We start from the raw sequence: 15,455 nt of genomic DNA on the forward strand, positions 1-15,455 counted from the left end.
ACAAGCTCTTCGAGTTCCTCCGGCGATACCGGCGCCTCGTCTGAACTTTCCGGAGATGCGCCAAGTGGTCGAGTCCGAACAGTGCGGGTGGGTGCTCGAATCCGGTTCCGGTTGGCGTGAGGCCGTGGCGCGCCTCGATCGGCCGATGGTCGAGGCCATGCGGTCCGCAGCGGTCAGCGCCGGATCACGGCACGTGTGGGAGCACGAGCGGCGGATCCTGCAGGTGCTCTATCGGGACCTCCTCGATGCCCGTTCGGGAGCGCGCCCGCTGACCACTTGCGCGCGCTGCATCATGGATTCGCGAGTCGATCCGCTCCTCGAGGTGGACAGGTCGGGCATCTGCAATCATTGTCGGCGCTACGCGACGCTCGTTCCTGCACGCGTCGTTCCGTGGCCCCGCAGGACATGACCGTCGCCGAGCGGCTCGCGGACCGCGTGCGCGCGGCGGCGCAGCCGGGACTACTGACTGCATCGTGGGGTCAGTGGCGGCGTCGACAGCACTTACGTCGCCTACGTCGCGAAGGAGCTGGGGCTCAGGCCGCTGGCGGTGCACTTCGACAATGGATGGAATTCGGAACTCGCGGTCGCGAACATCGAGAAGGTTCTTCGTACGCTCTCGATCGATCTCCAGACGTACGTCGTCGATTGGGAGGAGTTCCGCGACCTGCAGGTCGCATTTCTGCGTGCGTCGACGCCCGACGGCGAGATCCCGAGTGACCACGCCATCAATGCGCTGCTCTGGCGCACTGCGGCGCGGATGGGCGTGCGGTTCATCCTCTCGGGCATGAACTTCACGACCGAAGCGCTCAGTGTTCCCCACTGGGCGTACGGGCACTCCGATTGGCGCTACATCAAGGATGTGCATCGCCGGTTCGGTCGCGTCCCGCTGCGCTCGTACCCCCACTTCTCCCTTCCGTACCTGGGGTGGGTCAATCTGGTCAGGCGGGTGCGCACCATCTCGATCCTCAACTATCTCGACTTCGACAAGGCGAGGGCGATGGAAGCTCCTGCGGTCAAAAGCTCGGATGGGTCTACTACGGCGGAAAGCATCACGGGTCGATCTATACGCGGTTCTATCAGGGGTACGTCCTGCCGCGGAAGTTCGGGATCGACAAGCGATATGGACACCTCTCCGATCTGATCAACGCCGGACAGACGACCGCGAGGCCGCGCTCGCCGAGGTCGCCGAACCGCCGTATCCCGTGGAGGTGCAGCAGCGTGACCGCGAATATGTGGTGCGCAAGCTTGAGCTGACCGACGACGAGTTCGAGTCGATCATGCAGGCTCCCATACGCTCGTTCCGGGACTTCCGGAACAGCTACGACGCGGTGCAATTTCTTCGCCGGACCGTGGACAACCTGCGCGCGCGGGATTTGTACCCGCATGATCGTCCTGGAGCGGTACTTGACTCTCAATTCGCGCTCGTCGGTTGCGGCCCGCATCTCCCGCCGCCATGCCGACCTTCTTGGGCACTCGCAGATCGACAGGGCTCGTCTCTCCGCCGTGTGCGACATCCGGCATGAGCGTGCCGAGAAGCTGGGAAGGAGTTCGGGGTCCGTACTTCGGCGACATGCACGCGATGATGCGGCAGGCGCCGGTGGACGTCGTCGCGGTGCTCACGGAGAGCGGCCTGCACGCCGAGCACGTGCTCGCCCTCGCCCCCTACGGCAGGCATGTCGTGGTGGAGAAGCCGATGGCGCTCACGCTCGCCGACGCCGACGCGATGATCCGCGCGTGCGCCGAGGCGGATGCTCGCCTCTTCGTCGTCAAGCAGAATCGGTTCAACGTCCCGGTGGTCAAGCTCCGTGAGGCGCTGGATCCCAGCCGATTCAGGAAGATGGTGCTCGGAACGGTGAGGGTCCGGTGGTGTCGACCGCAATCGTACTACGACCAGGACGCTTGGCGAGGGACCTGGGCGCTCGACGGCGGCGTCCTGACGAATCAGGCCAGCCACCATGTCGATCTCCTTGAGTGGATGCTCGGGGACGTCGAGTCGGTGTTCGCGATGAGCACGACGCGGCTGGCCAAGGTCGAGACGGAGGACACCGCGGTGGTCACCCTGCGATTCGCGAACGGGGCGCTCGGGGTCATCGAGGCGACGACGGCCGCTCGACCACGGGACCTCGAAGGCTCGCTCTCGCTCCTGGGCGAGGCGGCTACAGTCGGATCGCGGGGTTCGCGGTGAACCAGCTGCGCACGTGGCAGTTCGCAAGCCGGAGTCCGGCGATGAGGAAGTGGTCGCGAAGTATTCGGTGAATCCGCCGAGCGTCTATGGCTTCGGCCATCAGGCGTACTACGAGCATGTCGTCGACTGCATCGTGACCGGCAAGCGTCAGATGGTCGATGGGCTCGAGGGGCGCCGAAGCCTCGAGCTGATCACGGCGATCTATGAGTCGATCGAGACGGGACGGGAAGTATCGATGCGATTCCGGCCGGTTCGCTGCAAGCTCGGGGTCCGTGATGCCTGAGCCCGATCGGCGGATGGCCTCCGTCCGCGACGTACGCTGTGGTGACGGGGTCGTGATCGTCGAGCCCGCCAACGTCTACGGGTGCACGTTGAGCGACGGGGTCTTTGTCGGACCGTTCGTCGAGATCCAGAAGGACGTGTCGATCGGCCCGCGCACGCGAGTGCAGTCGCATACGTTCATTTGCGAACTCGTCTCCATCGGCGCTGATTGCATGATCGCGCACGGCGTGATGTTCATCAATGATCTCTTCGCGCACGGCGGGCCCGCTCGGGGTGACAAGAGCCTCTGGCGCGCGACACGCATCGGTGACCGGGTCTCGATCGGCTCCAACGCCACCATCATGCCCGTGGCCGTGTGTGACGACGTGGTCATCGGCGCCGGTGCCGTCGTCACCCGGGACATCACGGCTCCGGGTGTCTACGCCGGGAATCCTGACGCAAACTCCGTCCCCTCCATGATCAAGTTCCTCGATCTCCAGTCGCAGTACGCCGCCTCGCTTCGGGGCGAGATCGACGCCGCCGTCGCCGGCGTACTCGCTGACGCGACCTTCATCGGCGGTGAGCCGGTCCGCGGATTCGAACGCGCATTTGCCTCGTACCAGCAGGCGAAGCATTGCATCGGGGTCGCGAACGCGACCGACGGCTTGGAGATCGCGCTCGAAGCGCTCGACCTGCCGAAGGGAAGCGAGGTGATCGTCGGCGAACTCGTTCATCGCGAGCAGCGAGGCCGTCACGAGATCCGGCCTTCGCGTCGTCTTCGCGGACGTCGACCCCGTCACGTACGGACTCGACCCGATCGATGTGGAGCGACGGATCACCGCACGGACGTCAGCGATCGTGCTCGTGCACTTGCCACGGACAACCGGCCGATCTCGGCGCGTTCCTGGAGATCGCGAGAATGCACGGTCTCAGACTCGTCGAGGACGCGGCTCAGGCGCACCGCAGGCGGAGTGGGGTGGACGGCGAGTCGGCGCGCTCGGCGACATCGGCGTGTTCAGCTTCTATCCGGGCAGAACCTCGGTGCGTACGGGGACGCGGGCGCGATCGTGACCAATGACGACGCGCTTGCGGAGCGTAGTCGCATGATCGCCAATCATGGGCGCCTGGACAAGTACCAGCCATCGGTTCGAGGGCCGCAACAGTCGGCTTGACACGCTCAAGCCGCGATCCTCTCGGTGAGATTGAGGCATCTGGACGCGTGGATCGACCAGCGAAACAGGATCGCGCGAGTGTATCAGCGGGAGCTCGCGGGCCTGCCGTGGCTCACTCTTCCCGGGGAACGGACGGGCGTGCGCCACGCCTATCATCTGTTCGTCGTGCGCGCGGTCGAGCGTGACCGATTGCAGGCGCACCTTGCGAGCCACGAGATCCAGACGGGGGTGCACTACCCGATCGCCCTCCCCAAGCTCCAAGCCTACGCCTACGTGGGCCAGGCTGGCGAGCCGATGCATGCGAACCGACTCGACGTCCAGCTGCTGAGCCTGCCGATCGGCGAGCACTTGACCGAGGGAGAGGCGGAGAAGGTCGCGGCCGCCGTGCGCGCGTTCGAGGCGTGAGGATCGTCTACCTGCACCAGTATTTCGTGACCCCTGAGATGTCGGGTGGGACACGGAGCTACGAGATGGCGCGCAGGCTTGTCGCGGCAGGACATCAGGTGGAGATGGTGACCGCGGATTCGCGCAACGGCGCAAGCGGGGGCTGGAGGGTGACGGAGGAGGCGGGGATCCGCGTGCATTGGATCGCCGTCCCGTACGACAATCGGATGGGCCGGCTTGGGCGGATCCTCGCTTTCGTTCGATTCGCGTGGAGCGCTGCGTGGCGCGCGAGCCGCCTGCCCGCTGACGTCGTCTTCGCAACGAGCACCCCACTGACGATCGCCATCCCCGGCATGCTCGCAGCGGCCCTGCGGCGACGCCCGTTCGTGTTCGAGGTGCGCGACCAGTGGCCCGATGTGCCGATCGCAATCGGTGCGATACGACATCCGGTCGCCGTCGGACTCGCGCGCGCGCTCGAGCGCCTCACGTATCGACGAGCGCAACACATCGTCGCACTGGCGCCGGGGATGCGGGAGGACATCATCGCCAAGGGAGTGCCGCCAGAGAAGGTGACGGTCATCCCCAACGGTTGCGACAACGGACTCTTCGGGCTCGATGCCGCCTCGGAATCGCGAGTTCGCGAGGCGCACGCGTGGCTTGGAGAGCGCCCCCTCGTGATCTTCACCGGCACATTCGGTGAGGTCAACGGTGTGGAGTATCTCATTCGGGTCGCCGGGGAAGTGGGGAGGATCGCGCCCGAGGTTCGCTTCGCCCTCTTTGGCGCCGGACGAGACGTCGAGCGAGTGACGCGGCTTGCCACGGATCTCGGCCTGCTCGATCGAACGGTCTTCCTCCACGCGCCGGTGCCGAAATCGCAACTCGCGGAATGGCTCGCCGCGGCGGACATCTCGTCGCGCTCTTCAGGGGACCTGCGGTCGTCTGGAAGGACGCCGTGCAGAACAAGTTCTTCGACGCGATCGCCGCCGGATGCGCCGTGGCGTGTAACTTCGATGGCTGGCGGACCAGGATCGCGGAGGAGGCGCAGGTCGGCTTCCGGAGAGGAACCAGGACGCTGGCGGCCGCTGCCTCAACTCGTTGACCGGTTGCAGGACGGAGTCCTGGTTGGCAGCCGTGCCGGATCGCGCCCGCGTGGATTGGGGACGGTACGGTCGGGACAAGATGACCCGACACCGAAAGCCAGGGCTCCGAGGAGCCGCGAGCGCCTAGATCCCTGTGACGCAAAAGGACACAGGCCCTGAGGCGTGTGTCCTTTGCCACCATCGATCCATGGGCGCGGAGGGGCTCGAACCCCCGACCTCTGCTGTGTGAAAGCAGCGCTCTAACCAGCTGAGCTACGCGCCCGTGAGCCACGAAGGATAAACGCCCCCCGGACCCCATTCAAGCCCGAGCGCGCCCCCTTCCACCTTCTCCCTTTCGCCTTGATGGGCCCAGCAGGATTCGAACCTGCGCACTTCGGATTATGAGTCCGCCGCTCTAACCGCTGAGCTATGGGCCCGACGCGCGAAGTCTGCCCTCCCTGCCACAGCGCGGCAAGACGCCCGCCGCCCTATCTTGTCCGCGTGCCGCCCGCCATGGACCCTGCGCCCGCGCCCCGCATCGCCGTCGTCGTCGACTGGCTCGCCCAGTTCGGCGGCGCCGAGCTCGTCATCCAGCAGATCCTCGCCGCCTACCCGGGCGCCGATCTCTTCGCGCTCTTCGACGTCATGGACCCCGAGGACCGGGCCCGTCTCTCCGCCAAGCCCGCCACCACCACCTTCCTCCAGCACCTCCCCGACATCCGCGGCCGCTATCGCTCGCTCCTGCCGCTCATGCCCGCCGCCGTCCGCGGTCTCCGGCTCGCCGAGTACGACATCGTCATCTCCAGCCATCACGCCGTCGCCAAGGGGATCCGCCGTCGCAAGGGTCAGGTCCATCTCTGCTACTGCCACTCGCCCACGCGCTACCTCTGGGACAAGCGCGACGAGTACCTCGAGGACCACGGGATCAAGGGCGTGCGCGCCGCGATCGCGCGGCGGCTGCTCGACCGGCTCCAGCGCCTCGACCGCGCGGCGGCCGATGGCGTCGACGTCTTCCTCGTCAACTCGCACTATGTGGGCGATCGCGTGCGGCGCCACTACGGACGCGACTTCCTCGTCATCCCGCCGCCGGTCGACACGAAGTTCTTCACCCCGGCCGGCGACCAGGAACCCGATCTCTACGTCACCGCGAGCCGGCACGTCCCCTACAAGCGCATCGATCGCATCATCGAGGCCTTCCGGTCCCTGCCGGACCGCCGCCTCGTCGTCCTCGGCGACGGACCGCAGCACGCGCGCCTGCTCCAGCTCGCGGACGGCGCGCCCAACATCCGGCTGCTCGGCGAGCGGCCGCGCGAGGAACTCCGCGACTGGTTCCGGCGCGCGCGCGCCTTCGTGTTCGCGGCGGACGAGGACTTCGGCATCGTCCCGCTCGAGGCGCAGGCGTGCGGCACGCCGGTCATCGCGCTGGGGAAGGGCGGGGCACTCGAGACCGTGCGCGGCGAGGCGGGGGCGGACCGCACGGGGCTCTTCTTCGCCGACGACACGCCGGCCCTGATCGCCGACGCGGTCCGCCGCTTCGAGGCGCTGGACCCCGCGCCGAGCACGAGCGCCTGCTGGGCGAACGCCGACCGCTTCAACATCGCGCGCTTCCGGACGGATCTCGTCGCGGCGGTCGACACGGCCTGGCGCACGCGCGCCCACGCCTGAACGGGCGCGCGACGAGCGCGCCGCCCTGAAAAGTCCCATCCCCGCACGCGCCGTCGCGCGCGATCGGACATCCCCATCGGACCGGTCAGCCACCACGCCGGACCGAACGGGTCCGTGCGCGATGTAACAAGAGAAGACCCGCGTAATTGGTTTTGCCCTCTTCGACGGATATACAAGTAGAGGGCTCGATCTCGTTTTCCGGCGTGAGTGCCCCCGCCGACGAGTCCTCGGCCGCAGCGGCAGTCCTTTCTCCACCGCCGCCAGTCGCGAGGTAGGGAGCGCCCCGAGGAAGTCCCCGACCGTCCCGTGCGTCCGCCGGGCGTTCCCGCGACTCCGCCCCAGGCGCCAGCGAGTCCCGCACGCCGTCCCGCCCCTCCCGCATCCCGCACCGCGACTCCCGCCGACCGTCCCGCGCCTTCCGCACGGCGCACCGCGACTTCCGCTCGCCGTCCCGTCCCTCCCGCTCGCCATCCCGTCCCTCCGCCTGGCCGTCCTGTCGTTCCCGCGCGCCCTCCCGTCGCTCCCGCTCGCGGTCTCGTTGCTCCCGCTCGCCGTCCCGTCGCTCCCGCTCGCCTTCACGCTCCTCCCGCATTCCGGATCAGGGCTCCCGCACTCCCGACCAGCACTCCCGCACTCCCGACCAGGACTCCCGCACTCCCGACCAGCACTCCCGCACTCCCGACCAGCGCTCCGCCGCCCGGTCGGCCCCGAAATCCCGCTCGTGACGGACGCACGCGAGCGGAGATCCCGCAGTCCATGCGTCCACCCCACAATCTTTATGGAGGCAGTATGAAGTCGAACCAGAAGCAGACCATCGAGTCGTTCGTCCGCGTCCTCGCGTTCGCTGACGCGCATCCCGTCACAGGCCCCCTCACCTATGAGGGCGCGCGCGTGGTGCTGGAGCAGGTGATCCGCCGGCTCCGCGAGCGGGCCGGTGCGCAGGTCTCCGGCCGCGAACTCTCCCGCGGCGAGGTCCGGCGGCAACAGCAGCTCGCCCAGCGCCTCATCGACCGCCACATCCGCCCGATCGTCGCGATCGCCAAGGCGCAGATCGAACCCGAGTCCGATGTCCGCCTGCCGGCCGTGGTGCGCATGCCCAAGCGGAAGATCGGCGTCACGCGTCTCCTCCAGGCGTGTGACGGCATCATCGAAGCCGCGCGCTCGTTCGAGCCGATCCTCATCGCCCACGGGCTTCCCGCGGACTTCCTCGCGCAGTTCACCACCGCGCGCAACGCGCTCGAGACGTCGCTCGGCGGGCGCGCGACCCTCGTCTCCAGCCACGTCGCCGCGCGCGCGGCCCTCGAGGCCGAGGTCCGCCGCGGGCGCAACGCGGTGCGGCGCATCGACGCGGTCGTCCGCGCGTCGTTCGATGCCGATCCCGCGGTGCTCGCCGCCTGGCGCGCCGCGAGTCGCGTCCAGTTGCTGCCCGGCGGGACCGGCCGCGGCGGCGCAGCGGCCGAGCCGCAGGAGGTGACGACGGCGTCGGCGGAGGGATCGCCGCGCCCGTCGGAGCAGGCCGCCTAGTCCCTCGATGGCGCGCGACGGTCGGCGGAGCGCATCCGCCGGCCGTCGCGCACCGCCGTCAGTGCGACTCGTACGCCGCGAGCACCTCGTCGGGCGACACCGTCGCCGCGCCCGCCTTTCCCACCTCGACGCCCGCGGCGAAGTTCGCCACCACCGCCGCCTCGAACGCCGTCGCGCCGGCGGCGAGCATGCCCGCGAGATACGCCGTGACCGTGTCGCCGGCGCCCACCACATCGAACACCTCGCGCGCCGTCGTCGGGATCCGCGCGATCGCCCCATCGGGCTCGATCAACGCCATGCCGCGCTCGCTCAGCGTGAGCAGCAGCCGCTCCGCGCCCAGTCGTCCGAGGACCGCGGGCAACGCCTCGGGATGGTCGAGGTCCACCGCCGCGCCGAGCGCGGCCTCGAGCTCCCGCCGGTTGGGCTTGAAGATCGTCGCGCCGCCGTAGGCGAAGAAGTTGCGGTACTTGGGGTCCACCACCACGGGGATCCGCTTGGCGCGCGCGGCGGCCATCGCCGCGTGGATCACCGGACTCCACGAGCACGCCCTTGTTGTAGTCCTCCAGCACGAGCGCGTCCGCCTCGCCCACCGCGCGGGCCACCGCGGCGTGGAGCGCCTCGACCTCGGCGCCGACGAGGTCCGCATCGACCTCCTCGTCCACGCGCACCACCTGCTGCCCGCGCGCCACCACGCGCGTCTTGGTCGTCGTCGGGCGCGCGGTGCGGATGAGGCCGCGGGCGTCCGAGCCCAGCGCCTCGAGCATCCCTTGCAGCTGCCGGCCCGCGGCATCGTCGCCGAGCGCTGCGACGAGTTCGGTGCGCGCCCCGAGGGCCGCGGCGTTCTGCGCGACGTTGGCCGCTCCGCCGAGCGCGTGCTTCCGTTCCTTCACGCGCACGACGGGCACCGGGGCCTCGGGGGAGATCCGCTCGACGTCCCCGCGGAGGTAGACGTCGAGCATCGCGTCCCCGACGATCGCGATCCGCAGGCGGCGGCGCGACGGGGCCTCGAGGAGTTCCAGCAGGCGGGCGCGGGCGATCAGGTCTTTCGGCATGACGGGAAAGATGCGTAGACTGACGCCTGCGCGACCACTGCCCCCCTTCGCGAGTCCCGTGACCACGCCCCATCCGCCGCGCGACACCCCTCGCGTCCTCCCGTTCGTGCTCGCTGCGGCCATCCTCGGCATCTCGGTGAGCGGTCCGCTCGCGCGCCTCTCGTCGGCCGCGCCACTCGCGATCGCCGCCTGGCGCCTCACGCTCGCGCTCGGCGTCATCGGGCTCTTCGTCCTCGGCACCGGGAGCTGGCGGGAGTACCGGACGCTCGCGCGCCGCGATCTCGCGGTCGCGTCGGTCGCGGGCGCGATGCTCGCGCTGCACTTCTGGAGCTGGATCGCCTCGCTCCGCTACACCTCGGTCGCGGCGAGCGTGGTGCTCGTGAACCTGCATCCGGTCGTCATCGTCGCGGGCTCGGCGCTCTTCCTGCACGAACGCCCGACGGCACGGCAGCTCGTCGGGATCGCCATCGCGATGCTCGGGGCCGTCGTCATCGGCTACGGCGATGCGGGGCAGGGTGGCGCCGTCGGCGCCGACGCGTTGCTCGGCGATGCGCTCGCCGTGCTCGGCGCCTTCACCGTGGGCGTCTACTACACGGCGGGTCGTTCGCTCCGGCAACGCCTCTCGCTCTGGCCGTACGTCGCGCTCGTGTACGGCGCGTGCCTCGTCGTGGTCCTCGCGCTGGCGTTCGCGACCGGCGTGCCGCTCTGGCCGCAGCCGTCGCGCGACTGGCTCCTCTTCGCCGGCATCGCCGTCGGCCCCATGCTCCTCGGTCACACGGGCTTCAACTGGAGCCTGCGCTACGTCCCGGCCTACGTCGTGAGCCTGGCGATCCTCGCCGAGCCGGTCGGGGCGACGCTCCTCGCCGCGTTCCTCCCGAGCATCGCGGAGACGCCGAGCGCGTGGACGCTCGCGGGAGGGGCAGTGATCCTCGCCGGACTCGTCGTCGGCACGATCGACTGGACGCGTACGACGACGCCTGTCGCGACGCCTGCCGCGACGTCGCCCGCGACGCCTCCCGGCGGCGACTAACTTCCGCCCGTGCACGAGACGCGACTGCAGCCCCCGTCCTCCATCAAGGAGATCTGCCGCACCCTCGAGGCCGCGGGCCACGAGGCGTGGTGCGTCGGCGGCGCGGTGCGTGATGCGCTCCTCGGCATCGCGACGCTCGATTGGGACATCGCGACGTCGGCGCTCCCCGAGCAGGTGCAGAAGCTCTTCCGTCGCACGGTGCCGGTGGGCATCAAGTTCGGGACGGTCGGGGTGCTCGACCGCGCCGGCGTGCTGCACGAGGTCACGACCTTCCGGCACGACGTGGAGACCGACGGCCGGCATGCGGTCGTCCGCTTCGGCGCCTCGCTCGACGAGGACCTCGCGCGCCGCGACTTCACGATCAACGCCATCGCGGTGCACGCCGAGACGCTCGTGGTGCGGGACCCGTTCCACGGCCGCCGCGACCTCGAAGCGCGGATCGTGCGTTGCGTGGGGGAGGCCGCGGAGCGGATGCGCGAGGACCGCCTCCGCGCGCTGCGGGCGATCCGCTTCGCCGGACGGTTCGGCTTCGCGATCGATCCGGACACCTGGGCGGCGATCCGCGAGAGCGCGCCGCACCTGGGGCGCCTGTCGATGGAGCGTGTGAAGCAGGAACTCGAGAAGGTGATGGAGCAGGTCGCGCGCCCCGCGGCGACCCTCGAGCGCTACCGCGAGGCGGGCATCTTCGGTGCGCTCGTGCCGGCGCTCGCCGACGCGCCGCGCGAGCGCTTCGGCGCGATCGACCACCTCGGCCGCCCCGGGCTGCGCGGCCGACCCGACCGTCGCGCGCTGCGGCTGGCCGCGCTCTTCGTGCAGCCCGGCGTCGTCCCGGCGCGCGATCTCGAGCGCACGCTCAAGGCGCTCAAGTACAGCAATGTCGAAGCGCGCGCGACGTTCGCACTCGCGCAGGCCGCGGGCGCGCTCGGCGCGACGGTCGATCCTTCGCTGGACGGAGCGCCGCTGCGCCGCCTCGTGGCGACGGTGGGGCGACTCGACCTCCCCGCGCTCGCCCGGCTGCTCTGGGCGCACGCGGCCGTGGCCGCGGAGGCCGATGAGGCCGCGGCCGCCGCAGCCGCCGAGGTCGCTGGCGTCGCGGGGACCATCCCCGCGGCGCGCCGGGCGCGCCGCGTGCGCGGCATCGCGCTCTATCGCCGGGCGATGCGCATGGCCTGGCGCGACCCCCTCACGCTCGGCGATCTCGCCGTGGACGGCGACGACCTCCGCGCCGCCGGTGTGGGACCGGGTCGGGTGATCGGCGAGACGCTCGGGCGGCTGCTCGACGTCGTCATCGACGACCCGACGCAGAACACCCGCGAGCGCCTGCTCGCGATCGCCGTGTTGCCGCCGGCCGCCGGCTGAGGCGGCGCGGGGCCGGCGCGGCGTCCGCGCGGCCTCCACGCCCGCTCGGCGCCCGGTTAGTGTTCCGGTGTATGCTCGCACTCAATCTCGACGTCGAGGTCACGCGCGGTGACGTGGTGGAATCCACGCACCGGGTGCACGCGGCCGTCATCGGCGCGGACGAGGTGCTCGTGGCCGCCGCGCGCGATGCCCAGCTGGTCACGATGTGGCGCTCCTGCTCGAAGTTCTTCCAGGTGATGCCGTTCATCGCGTCGGGCGGGTTCGACCAGCTGCAATGGGGCCCCGAGGAACTCGCCCTGGCCTGCGCCTCGCACGGCGGCGAGCCCGGAGCATCTCGCCGTCGCGGCGCGCATGCTCGCCTCGCTGGGGCTCGAGGAGGGCGACCTCGCGTGCGGTCCGCACGAGCCGCTGGCGACGCGCGGCGCGAAGCTGTGGCGCGAGAGCGGCCAACCGCTCACGCGCCTCCACAACAACTGCTCCGGCAAGCACGCGGCGATGCTCGCGCGCGCCCGCACCGCCGGCTGGGCGACCCGCGGGTACGAGCAGCCCGACCACCAGGTCCAGCGCAGCTGCTTCGGCGAGGTCTCCTCGTGGACCGGCGTGCCGCTGGACGACATGCCGATCGCCGTGGACGGGTGCGGCGTGGCGGTGATGGCCCTCGCGCTCGACCGCATGGCCCTCGCGTACGCGCGACTCGGCCGTGCCGTGCACGCCGGCGAGGAGGTGCCGTCGCGGATCGTCGGCGCGGTGCGCGCCAACCCGCACCTGCTCGGCGGCACCGACCGCTTCGACACCGTCCTGCTCCAGGAGACGGACGGGGCGGTGCTCGCGAAGGTCGGCGCCGAAGGGGTCCACTCGGTGACGGTCCCGGCGATGGGCCTCGGCCTCGCGCTCAAGGTCGAGGACGGGGCGCTCCGCGCGCAGCACATCGCGGTGCTCTCGGCGCTGCAGCAGCTCGGCGTGCTCCCCGCGGAGCTGCCGCCGCGGCTCGCCGAGTTCGCGCAGAAGTCGGTCCGGAACACGCGCAGCGAGCGGGTGGGCATGATCCGGTCCGCCGCGGTGATCGGGCACGCGCCGCGCTGATCGGATGTCGCCCGACGCGCGGTCGCACGACATCGTGATGCCCTCCGGCGACATCCTCGCGCTCGTCCGGTTCGCGGCGCGGGTCGCGAACGGACCGGAAGCGGGGATGCGTGCCGGAGCGACCGAGTGCGTCAGCGCGGGCACGCCGGTCCCGTGGGTGGAGGAGATGCTGCTGCAGTCGTACCTGTTCTGCGGCTTCCCGCGCACGCTGAACGCGATGCGCGAGTGGCGGCGGGTCTCGGGCGCACCGGCCCCGATCGAGGACAGCGGGGCCGTCGGCGGTGGCCCGGGGGCCTGGCAGGAGGCGGGGGCCGCGACCTGCGAGATCGTGTACGGGCCGTTCTATGAGAAGCTGCGGCACAACATCGTCGCGCTGCACCCGGCGCTCGATGCGTGGATGATCGCGGAAGGCTACGGCAAGATCCTCTCGCGTCCCGGGCTCGCGCTCCGGATCCGCGAGCAGTGCGTGGTGGCCGCCTGCATCGCCAGCGAGCAGGACCGGCAGCTGCACTCGCACCTGCACGGGGCGCTCAACGCCGGCGTTCCGGCGGCCGAGCTCCGGGGGACGCTGGAGGCGCTGGAGGGTGTCGTGCCGGGGCCGGCCCTCGAGCGCGCACGGCTCCTGCTGGACCGCGTCGTCGGAAAGTAGCCGTCCGGGCCGGATGAAGGCCGGCGGTAGAGTATCTTTCCTCCTTCATCCTTCAGCCTCCATCTCGTGTTCATCGATCTCGTCACCGTCCGCGTCACCGCCGGCACCGGCGGCTCCGGCTGCACCTCGTTCCGCCGGGAGAAGTTCGCGCCCATGGGCGGACCGGACGGCGGCGAAGGGGGGAAGGGCGGCGACGTGATCGTCCGTGGTGACTCCAACCTCGCGACCCTGCTCGACTTCACCTACCGGGACCACTGGGAGGCGGAGCGCGGCGAGCACGGCATGGGCTCCAACAAGACGGGGCGTTCGGGCGAGGACATCATCATGCCCGTCCCCCCCGGGACGGTGATCCGCGACAAGGACTCCGGGGAGCGTCTGGGGGAGATCCTCGCCCACGGCGACGAGTTCCGCGTGGCCAAGGGCGGCCGCGGCGGCAAGGGGAACTCGTTCTTCGCGACGGCCACGCATCAGGCGCCCCGCGAATGGCAGCCCGGGGAGGAGGGGGAAGCGCGGACCCTCGAGTTCGAGCTGAAGCTGATCGCGGACATCGGCCTCGTGGGGCAGCCGAACGCCGGCAAGTCCACGCTGCTGTCCGTGATCTCGGCCGCCCGCCCGAAGATCGCCGACTACCCGTTCACGACCCTCCAGCCCAACCTCGGCGTGGTCCAGCTGAGCGACTCCCGGACGTTCGTGGTCGCGGACATCCCCGGGATCATCGAAGGGGCGCACGAGGGGAAGGGGCTCGGGCTCCAGTTCCTCCGGCACATCGAGCGGACGCGCCTCCTGGCCTTCATGATCCCCATCGACGCGATGGACTGGCAGGCCGAGTACGACCAGCTCCGCCGGGAGATCGAGCAGTACTCGCCGGAACTGGCCAAGAAGCCGCACTGCGTGGTCTTCACCAAGCTCGACCTGCTCGGGGAGCACTACATCCCGGAGATCGAGGCGCCGGCGGCGTTCGCCAAGTTCGCCATCTCGGCCGCGGGCCGGATGGGGCTCGACGAGCTCAAGTCGGGGTGGTGGAGCCGTCTGCTCGAGATGCGGAAGGCCGGCGGATGACGCGACGGGAAGGGGGCGCGACCGTGCGGATGACCCGCCTGTCCGCCGACTCCCTTCCTGCCTGCCTGGGCGATCTTTCGCGCCCGGTCGCGGGGTTATGGTACCTCGGTGACCCCGGCGCGCTCACGGATGCGCCGCGGCGGCATGTCGCGATCGTCGGGACCCGGGAGGCCTCGCCCTACGGGATCCGGGTGGCCGAGCGCCTCGCGACGGGGTGCGCCCGGGCCGGTCTGGTGGTCGTGAGCGGGCTCGCGCGCGGGGTGGACGCCGCGGCCCATCGGGCCGCGCTGGCTGCCGGCGGGACGACCATCGGCGTGCAGGGCACGGGGGTCGACGTACCGTATCCGGCGTCCCACCGAGCGCTCCACGCTGCGCTCTGCCGGGATGGCGCGGTCATTTCCGAGATGGAACCAGGTACTCCGGCGACCCCCGGGTGCTTCCCGCGGCGGAACCGGATCATCGCCGCGCTGAGCCAGGTGATCGTGGTTGTCGAGGCCGGGTACAAGTCTGGCGCGATCAACACCGCGAGCCAGGCGCTCGAGCTGGGTCGGACGGTCGCGGCGGTTCCGGGGCGCATCGACGAGGAGCGGGCGCGGGGGTCGAACGGGCTGATCCGGGACGGCGCCCAGGTGATCTGCGATGTGGAGGATCTGTTGGGACTTTTTGGGTTATCCACATCTGGTCCATTCGACGTCGGAGCGTCCCGAACGGCGGCTGCCGCCGGCCGGTGGAACGTCGGCAACCTGCCGGACCAGGCGGCGGTGCCGTGCCCGGACGCCGAAGACCCCTTCGAGAACGTGAGCGTGTCATTTCGGCGGCACGCCGAAGAGATGCTCGGCGGCGAGCTGAGCGGGGCGATCTCGCGCGACGGGCTCGGCTATTTGGCGACAGGCCGGTGAAGGGGAGGGCCGCAAGAGCTGGGCGGGGCGGGGACCTGCCGGCGATCGAGGAGG

At 70.5% G+C, this 15,455-nt stretch carries 13 protein-coding genes, 2 tRNA genes and 3 pseudogenes; 15 read left to right on the forward strand and 3 right to left on the reverse strand.

The window, feature by feature from the left end; all coding sequences use genetic code 11:
* Positions 1–292: 292 nt before the first annotated feature.
* The 6 genes and pseudogenes from IPJ78_14300 to IPJ78_14325 all read left to right on the forward strand — a co-directional run bounded on the left by IPJ78_14300 (position 293) and on the right by IPJ78_14325 (position 5,261).
* A pseudogene (locus IPJ78_14300) lies at positions 293–1,322 on the forward strand (N-acetyl sugar amidotransferase).
* 197 nt (positions 1,323–1,519) lie between these two features.
* Positions 1,520–2,185, forward strand: a complete 666-nt coding sequence (locus IPJ78_14305; protein ID MBK7907717.1) for a Gfo/Idh/MocA family oxidoreductase — start codon at positions 1,520–1,522, stop codon at positions 2,183–2,185.
* Between the two features lie 13 nt (positions 2,186–2,198).
* Entirely contained in the window at positions 2,199–2,468 is a 270-nt protein-coding gene (locus tag IPJ78_14310; protein ID MBK7907718.1) for a hypothetical protein, read from the forward strand.
* Positions 2,461–2,901 (forward strand): annotated as a pseudogene (locus IPJ78_14315) (N-acetyltransferase). Before IPJ78_14310 ends, IPJ78_14315 begins: the two are co-directional and overlap by 8 nt.
* 21 nt (positions 2,902–2,922) lie before the next feature.
* A pseudogene (locus tag IPJ78_14320) lies at positions 2,923–4,023 on the forward strand (DegT/DnrJ/EryC1/StrS family aminotransferase).
* On the forward strand, positions 4,020–5,261 hold the full coding sequence (locus IPJ78_14325) for a glycosyltransferase family 4 protein (protein ID MBK7907719.1): 1,242 nt from the start codon (positions 4,020–4,022) through the stop codon (positions 5,259–5,261). Before IPJ78_14320 ends, IPJ78_14325 begins: the two are co-directional and overlap by 4 nt.
* Before the next feature lie 29 nt (positions 5,262–5,290).
* Here IPJ78_14325 and IPJ78_14330 read toward each other — a convergent pair.
* Both IPJ78_14330 and IPJ78_14335 read right to left on the reverse strand, forming a co-directional pair.
* Positions 5,291–5,364, reverse strand: a tRNA-Val gene (locus IPJ78_14330).
* Between the two features lie 81 nt (positions 5,365–5,445).
* Positions 5,446–5,518 (reverse strand) — tRNA-Ile (locus tag IPJ78_14335).
* Between the two features lie 76 nt (positions 5,519–5,594).
* Here IPJ78_14335 and IPJ78_14340 point away from each other — a divergent pair.
* Complete coding sequence (locus tag IPJ78_14340; protein MBK7907720.1) at positions 5,595–6,746, forward strand: glycosyltransferase; 1,152 nt, start codon at positions 5,595–5,597, stop codon at positions 6,744–6,746.
* A gap of 789 nt (positions 6,747–7,535) precedes the next feature.
* Positions 7,536–8,270, forward strand: a complete 735-nt coding sequence (locus IPJ78_14345) for a hypothetical protein (protein ID MBK7907721.1) — start codon at positions 7,536–7,538, stop codon at positions 8,268–8,270.
* Positions 8,271–8,328: 58 nt separating this feature from the next.
* On the opposite strand, the gene IPJ78_14350 is transcribed toward IPJ78_14345, so the two are convergent.
* Positions 8,329–8,784, reverse strand: coding sequence for a hypothetical protein (locus tag IPJ78_14350; GenBank protein ID MBK7907722.1), 456 nt, complete (start codon positions 8,782–8,784; stop codon positions 8,329–8,331).
* On the opposite strand from IPJ78_14350, the gene IPJ78_14355 reads away from it, so the two are divergent.
* The 7 genes from IPJ78_14355 to dprA all read left to right on the forward strand — a co-directional run bounded on the left by IPJ78_14355 (position 8,765) and on the right by dprA (position 15,401).
* Complete coding sequence (locus IPJ78_14355; GenBank protein ID MBK7907723.1) at positions 8,765–9,340, forward strand: hypothetical protein; 576 nt, start codon at positions 8,765–8,767, stop codon at positions 9,338–9,340. The genes IPJ78_14350 and IPJ78_14355 overlap by 20 nt on opposite strands.
* On the forward strand, positions 9,333–10,352 hold the full coding sequence (locus IPJ78_14360; protein MBK7907724.1) for a DMT family transporter: 1,020 nt from the start codon (positions 9,333–9,335) through the stop codon (positions 10,350–10,352). Before IPJ78_14355 ends, IPJ78_14360 begins: the two co-directional genes overlap by 8 nt.
* Before the next feature lie 9 nt (positions 10,353–10,361).
* Positions 10,362–11,711 (forward strand): CCA tRNA nucleotidyltransferase, encoded by a 1,350-nt coding sequence (locus IPJ78_14365; GenBank protein ID MBK7907725.1) that lies wholly within the window; start codon positions 10,362–10,364, stop codon positions 11,709–11,711.
* Positions 11,712–11,782: 71 nt separating this feature from the next.
* Positions 11,783–12,832 carry an asparaginase gene (locus tag IPJ78_14370; protein MBK7907726.1) on the forward strand — a complete coding sequence of 350 codons (1,050 nt, stop codon included), beginning with the start codon at positions 11,783–11,785 and terminating at the stop codon, positions 12,830–12,832.
* Positions 12,799–13,443 (forward strand): carboxymuconolactone decarboxylase family protein, encoded by a 645-nt coding sequence (locus tag IPJ78_14375; protein ID MBK7907727.1) that lies wholly within the window; start codon positions 12,799–12,801, stop codon positions 13,441–13,443. The genes IPJ78_14370 and IPJ78_14375 overlap by 34 nt, the downstream gene beginning before the upstream one ends.
* Positions 13,444–13,509: 66 nt before the next feature.
* Positions 13,510–14,502 (forward strand): GTPase ObgE, encoded by a 993-nt coding sequence (gene obgE, locus IPJ78_14380; protein ID MBK7907728.1) that lies wholly within the window; start codon positions 13,510–13,512, stop codon positions 14,500–14,502.
* A gap of 29 nt (positions 14,503–14,531) precedes the next feature.
* Positions 14,532–15,401 carry a DNA-protecting protein DprA gene (gene dprA / locus IPJ78_14385; protein ID MBK7907729.1) on the forward strand — a complete coding sequence of 290 codons (870 nt, stop codon included), beginning with the start codon at positions 14,532–14,534 and terminating at the stop codon, positions 15,399–15,401.
* The last annotated feature ends 54 nt before the right edge of the window (positions 15,402–15,455 follow it).

This window comes from Gemmatimonadota bacterium, assembly GCA_016714015.1.
Lineage (GTDB): Bacteria > Gemmatimonadota > Gemmatimonadetes > Gemmatimonadales > Gemmatimonadaceae > Pseudogemmatithrix.

Excerpts from the sequence above, each read along its gene's own strand:
- IPJ78_14305 (MBK7907717.1), top strand. The coding sequence starts at position 1,520 with ATGAGCGTGCCGAGAAGCTGGGAAGGAGTTCGGGGTCCGTACTTCGGC.
- IPJ78_14340 (MBK7907720.1), top strand. The coding sequence starts at position 5,595 with ATGGACCCTGCGCCCGCGCCCCGCATCGCCGTCGTCGTCGACTGGCTC.
- IPJ78_14345 (MBK7907721.1), top strand. The coding sequence starts at position 7,536 with ATGAAGTCGAACCAGAAGCAGACCATCGAGTCGTTCGTCCGCGTCCTC.
- IPJ78_14350 (MBK7907722.1), bottom strand. The coding sequence starts at position 8,784 with ATGGCCGCCGCGCGCGCCAAGCGGATCCCCGTGGTGGTGGACCCCAAG.
- IPJ78_14360 (MBK7907724.1), top strand. The coding sequence starts at position 9,333 with ATGCGTAGACTGACGCCTGCGCGACCACTGCCCCCCTTCGCGAGTCCC.
- IPJ78_14370 (MBK7907726.1), top strand. The coding sequence starts at position 11,783 with ATGCTCGCACTCAATCTCGACGTCGAGGTCACGCGCGGTGACGTGGTG.
- IPJ78_14375 (MBK7907727.1), top strand. The coding sequence starts at position 12,799 with ATGTCGCCCGACGCGCGGTCGCACGACATCGTGATGCCCTCCGGCGAC.
- dprA (MBK7907729.1), top strand. The coding sequence starts at position 14,532 with ATGACCCGCCTGTCCGCCGACTCCCTTCCTGCCTGCCTGGGCGATCTT.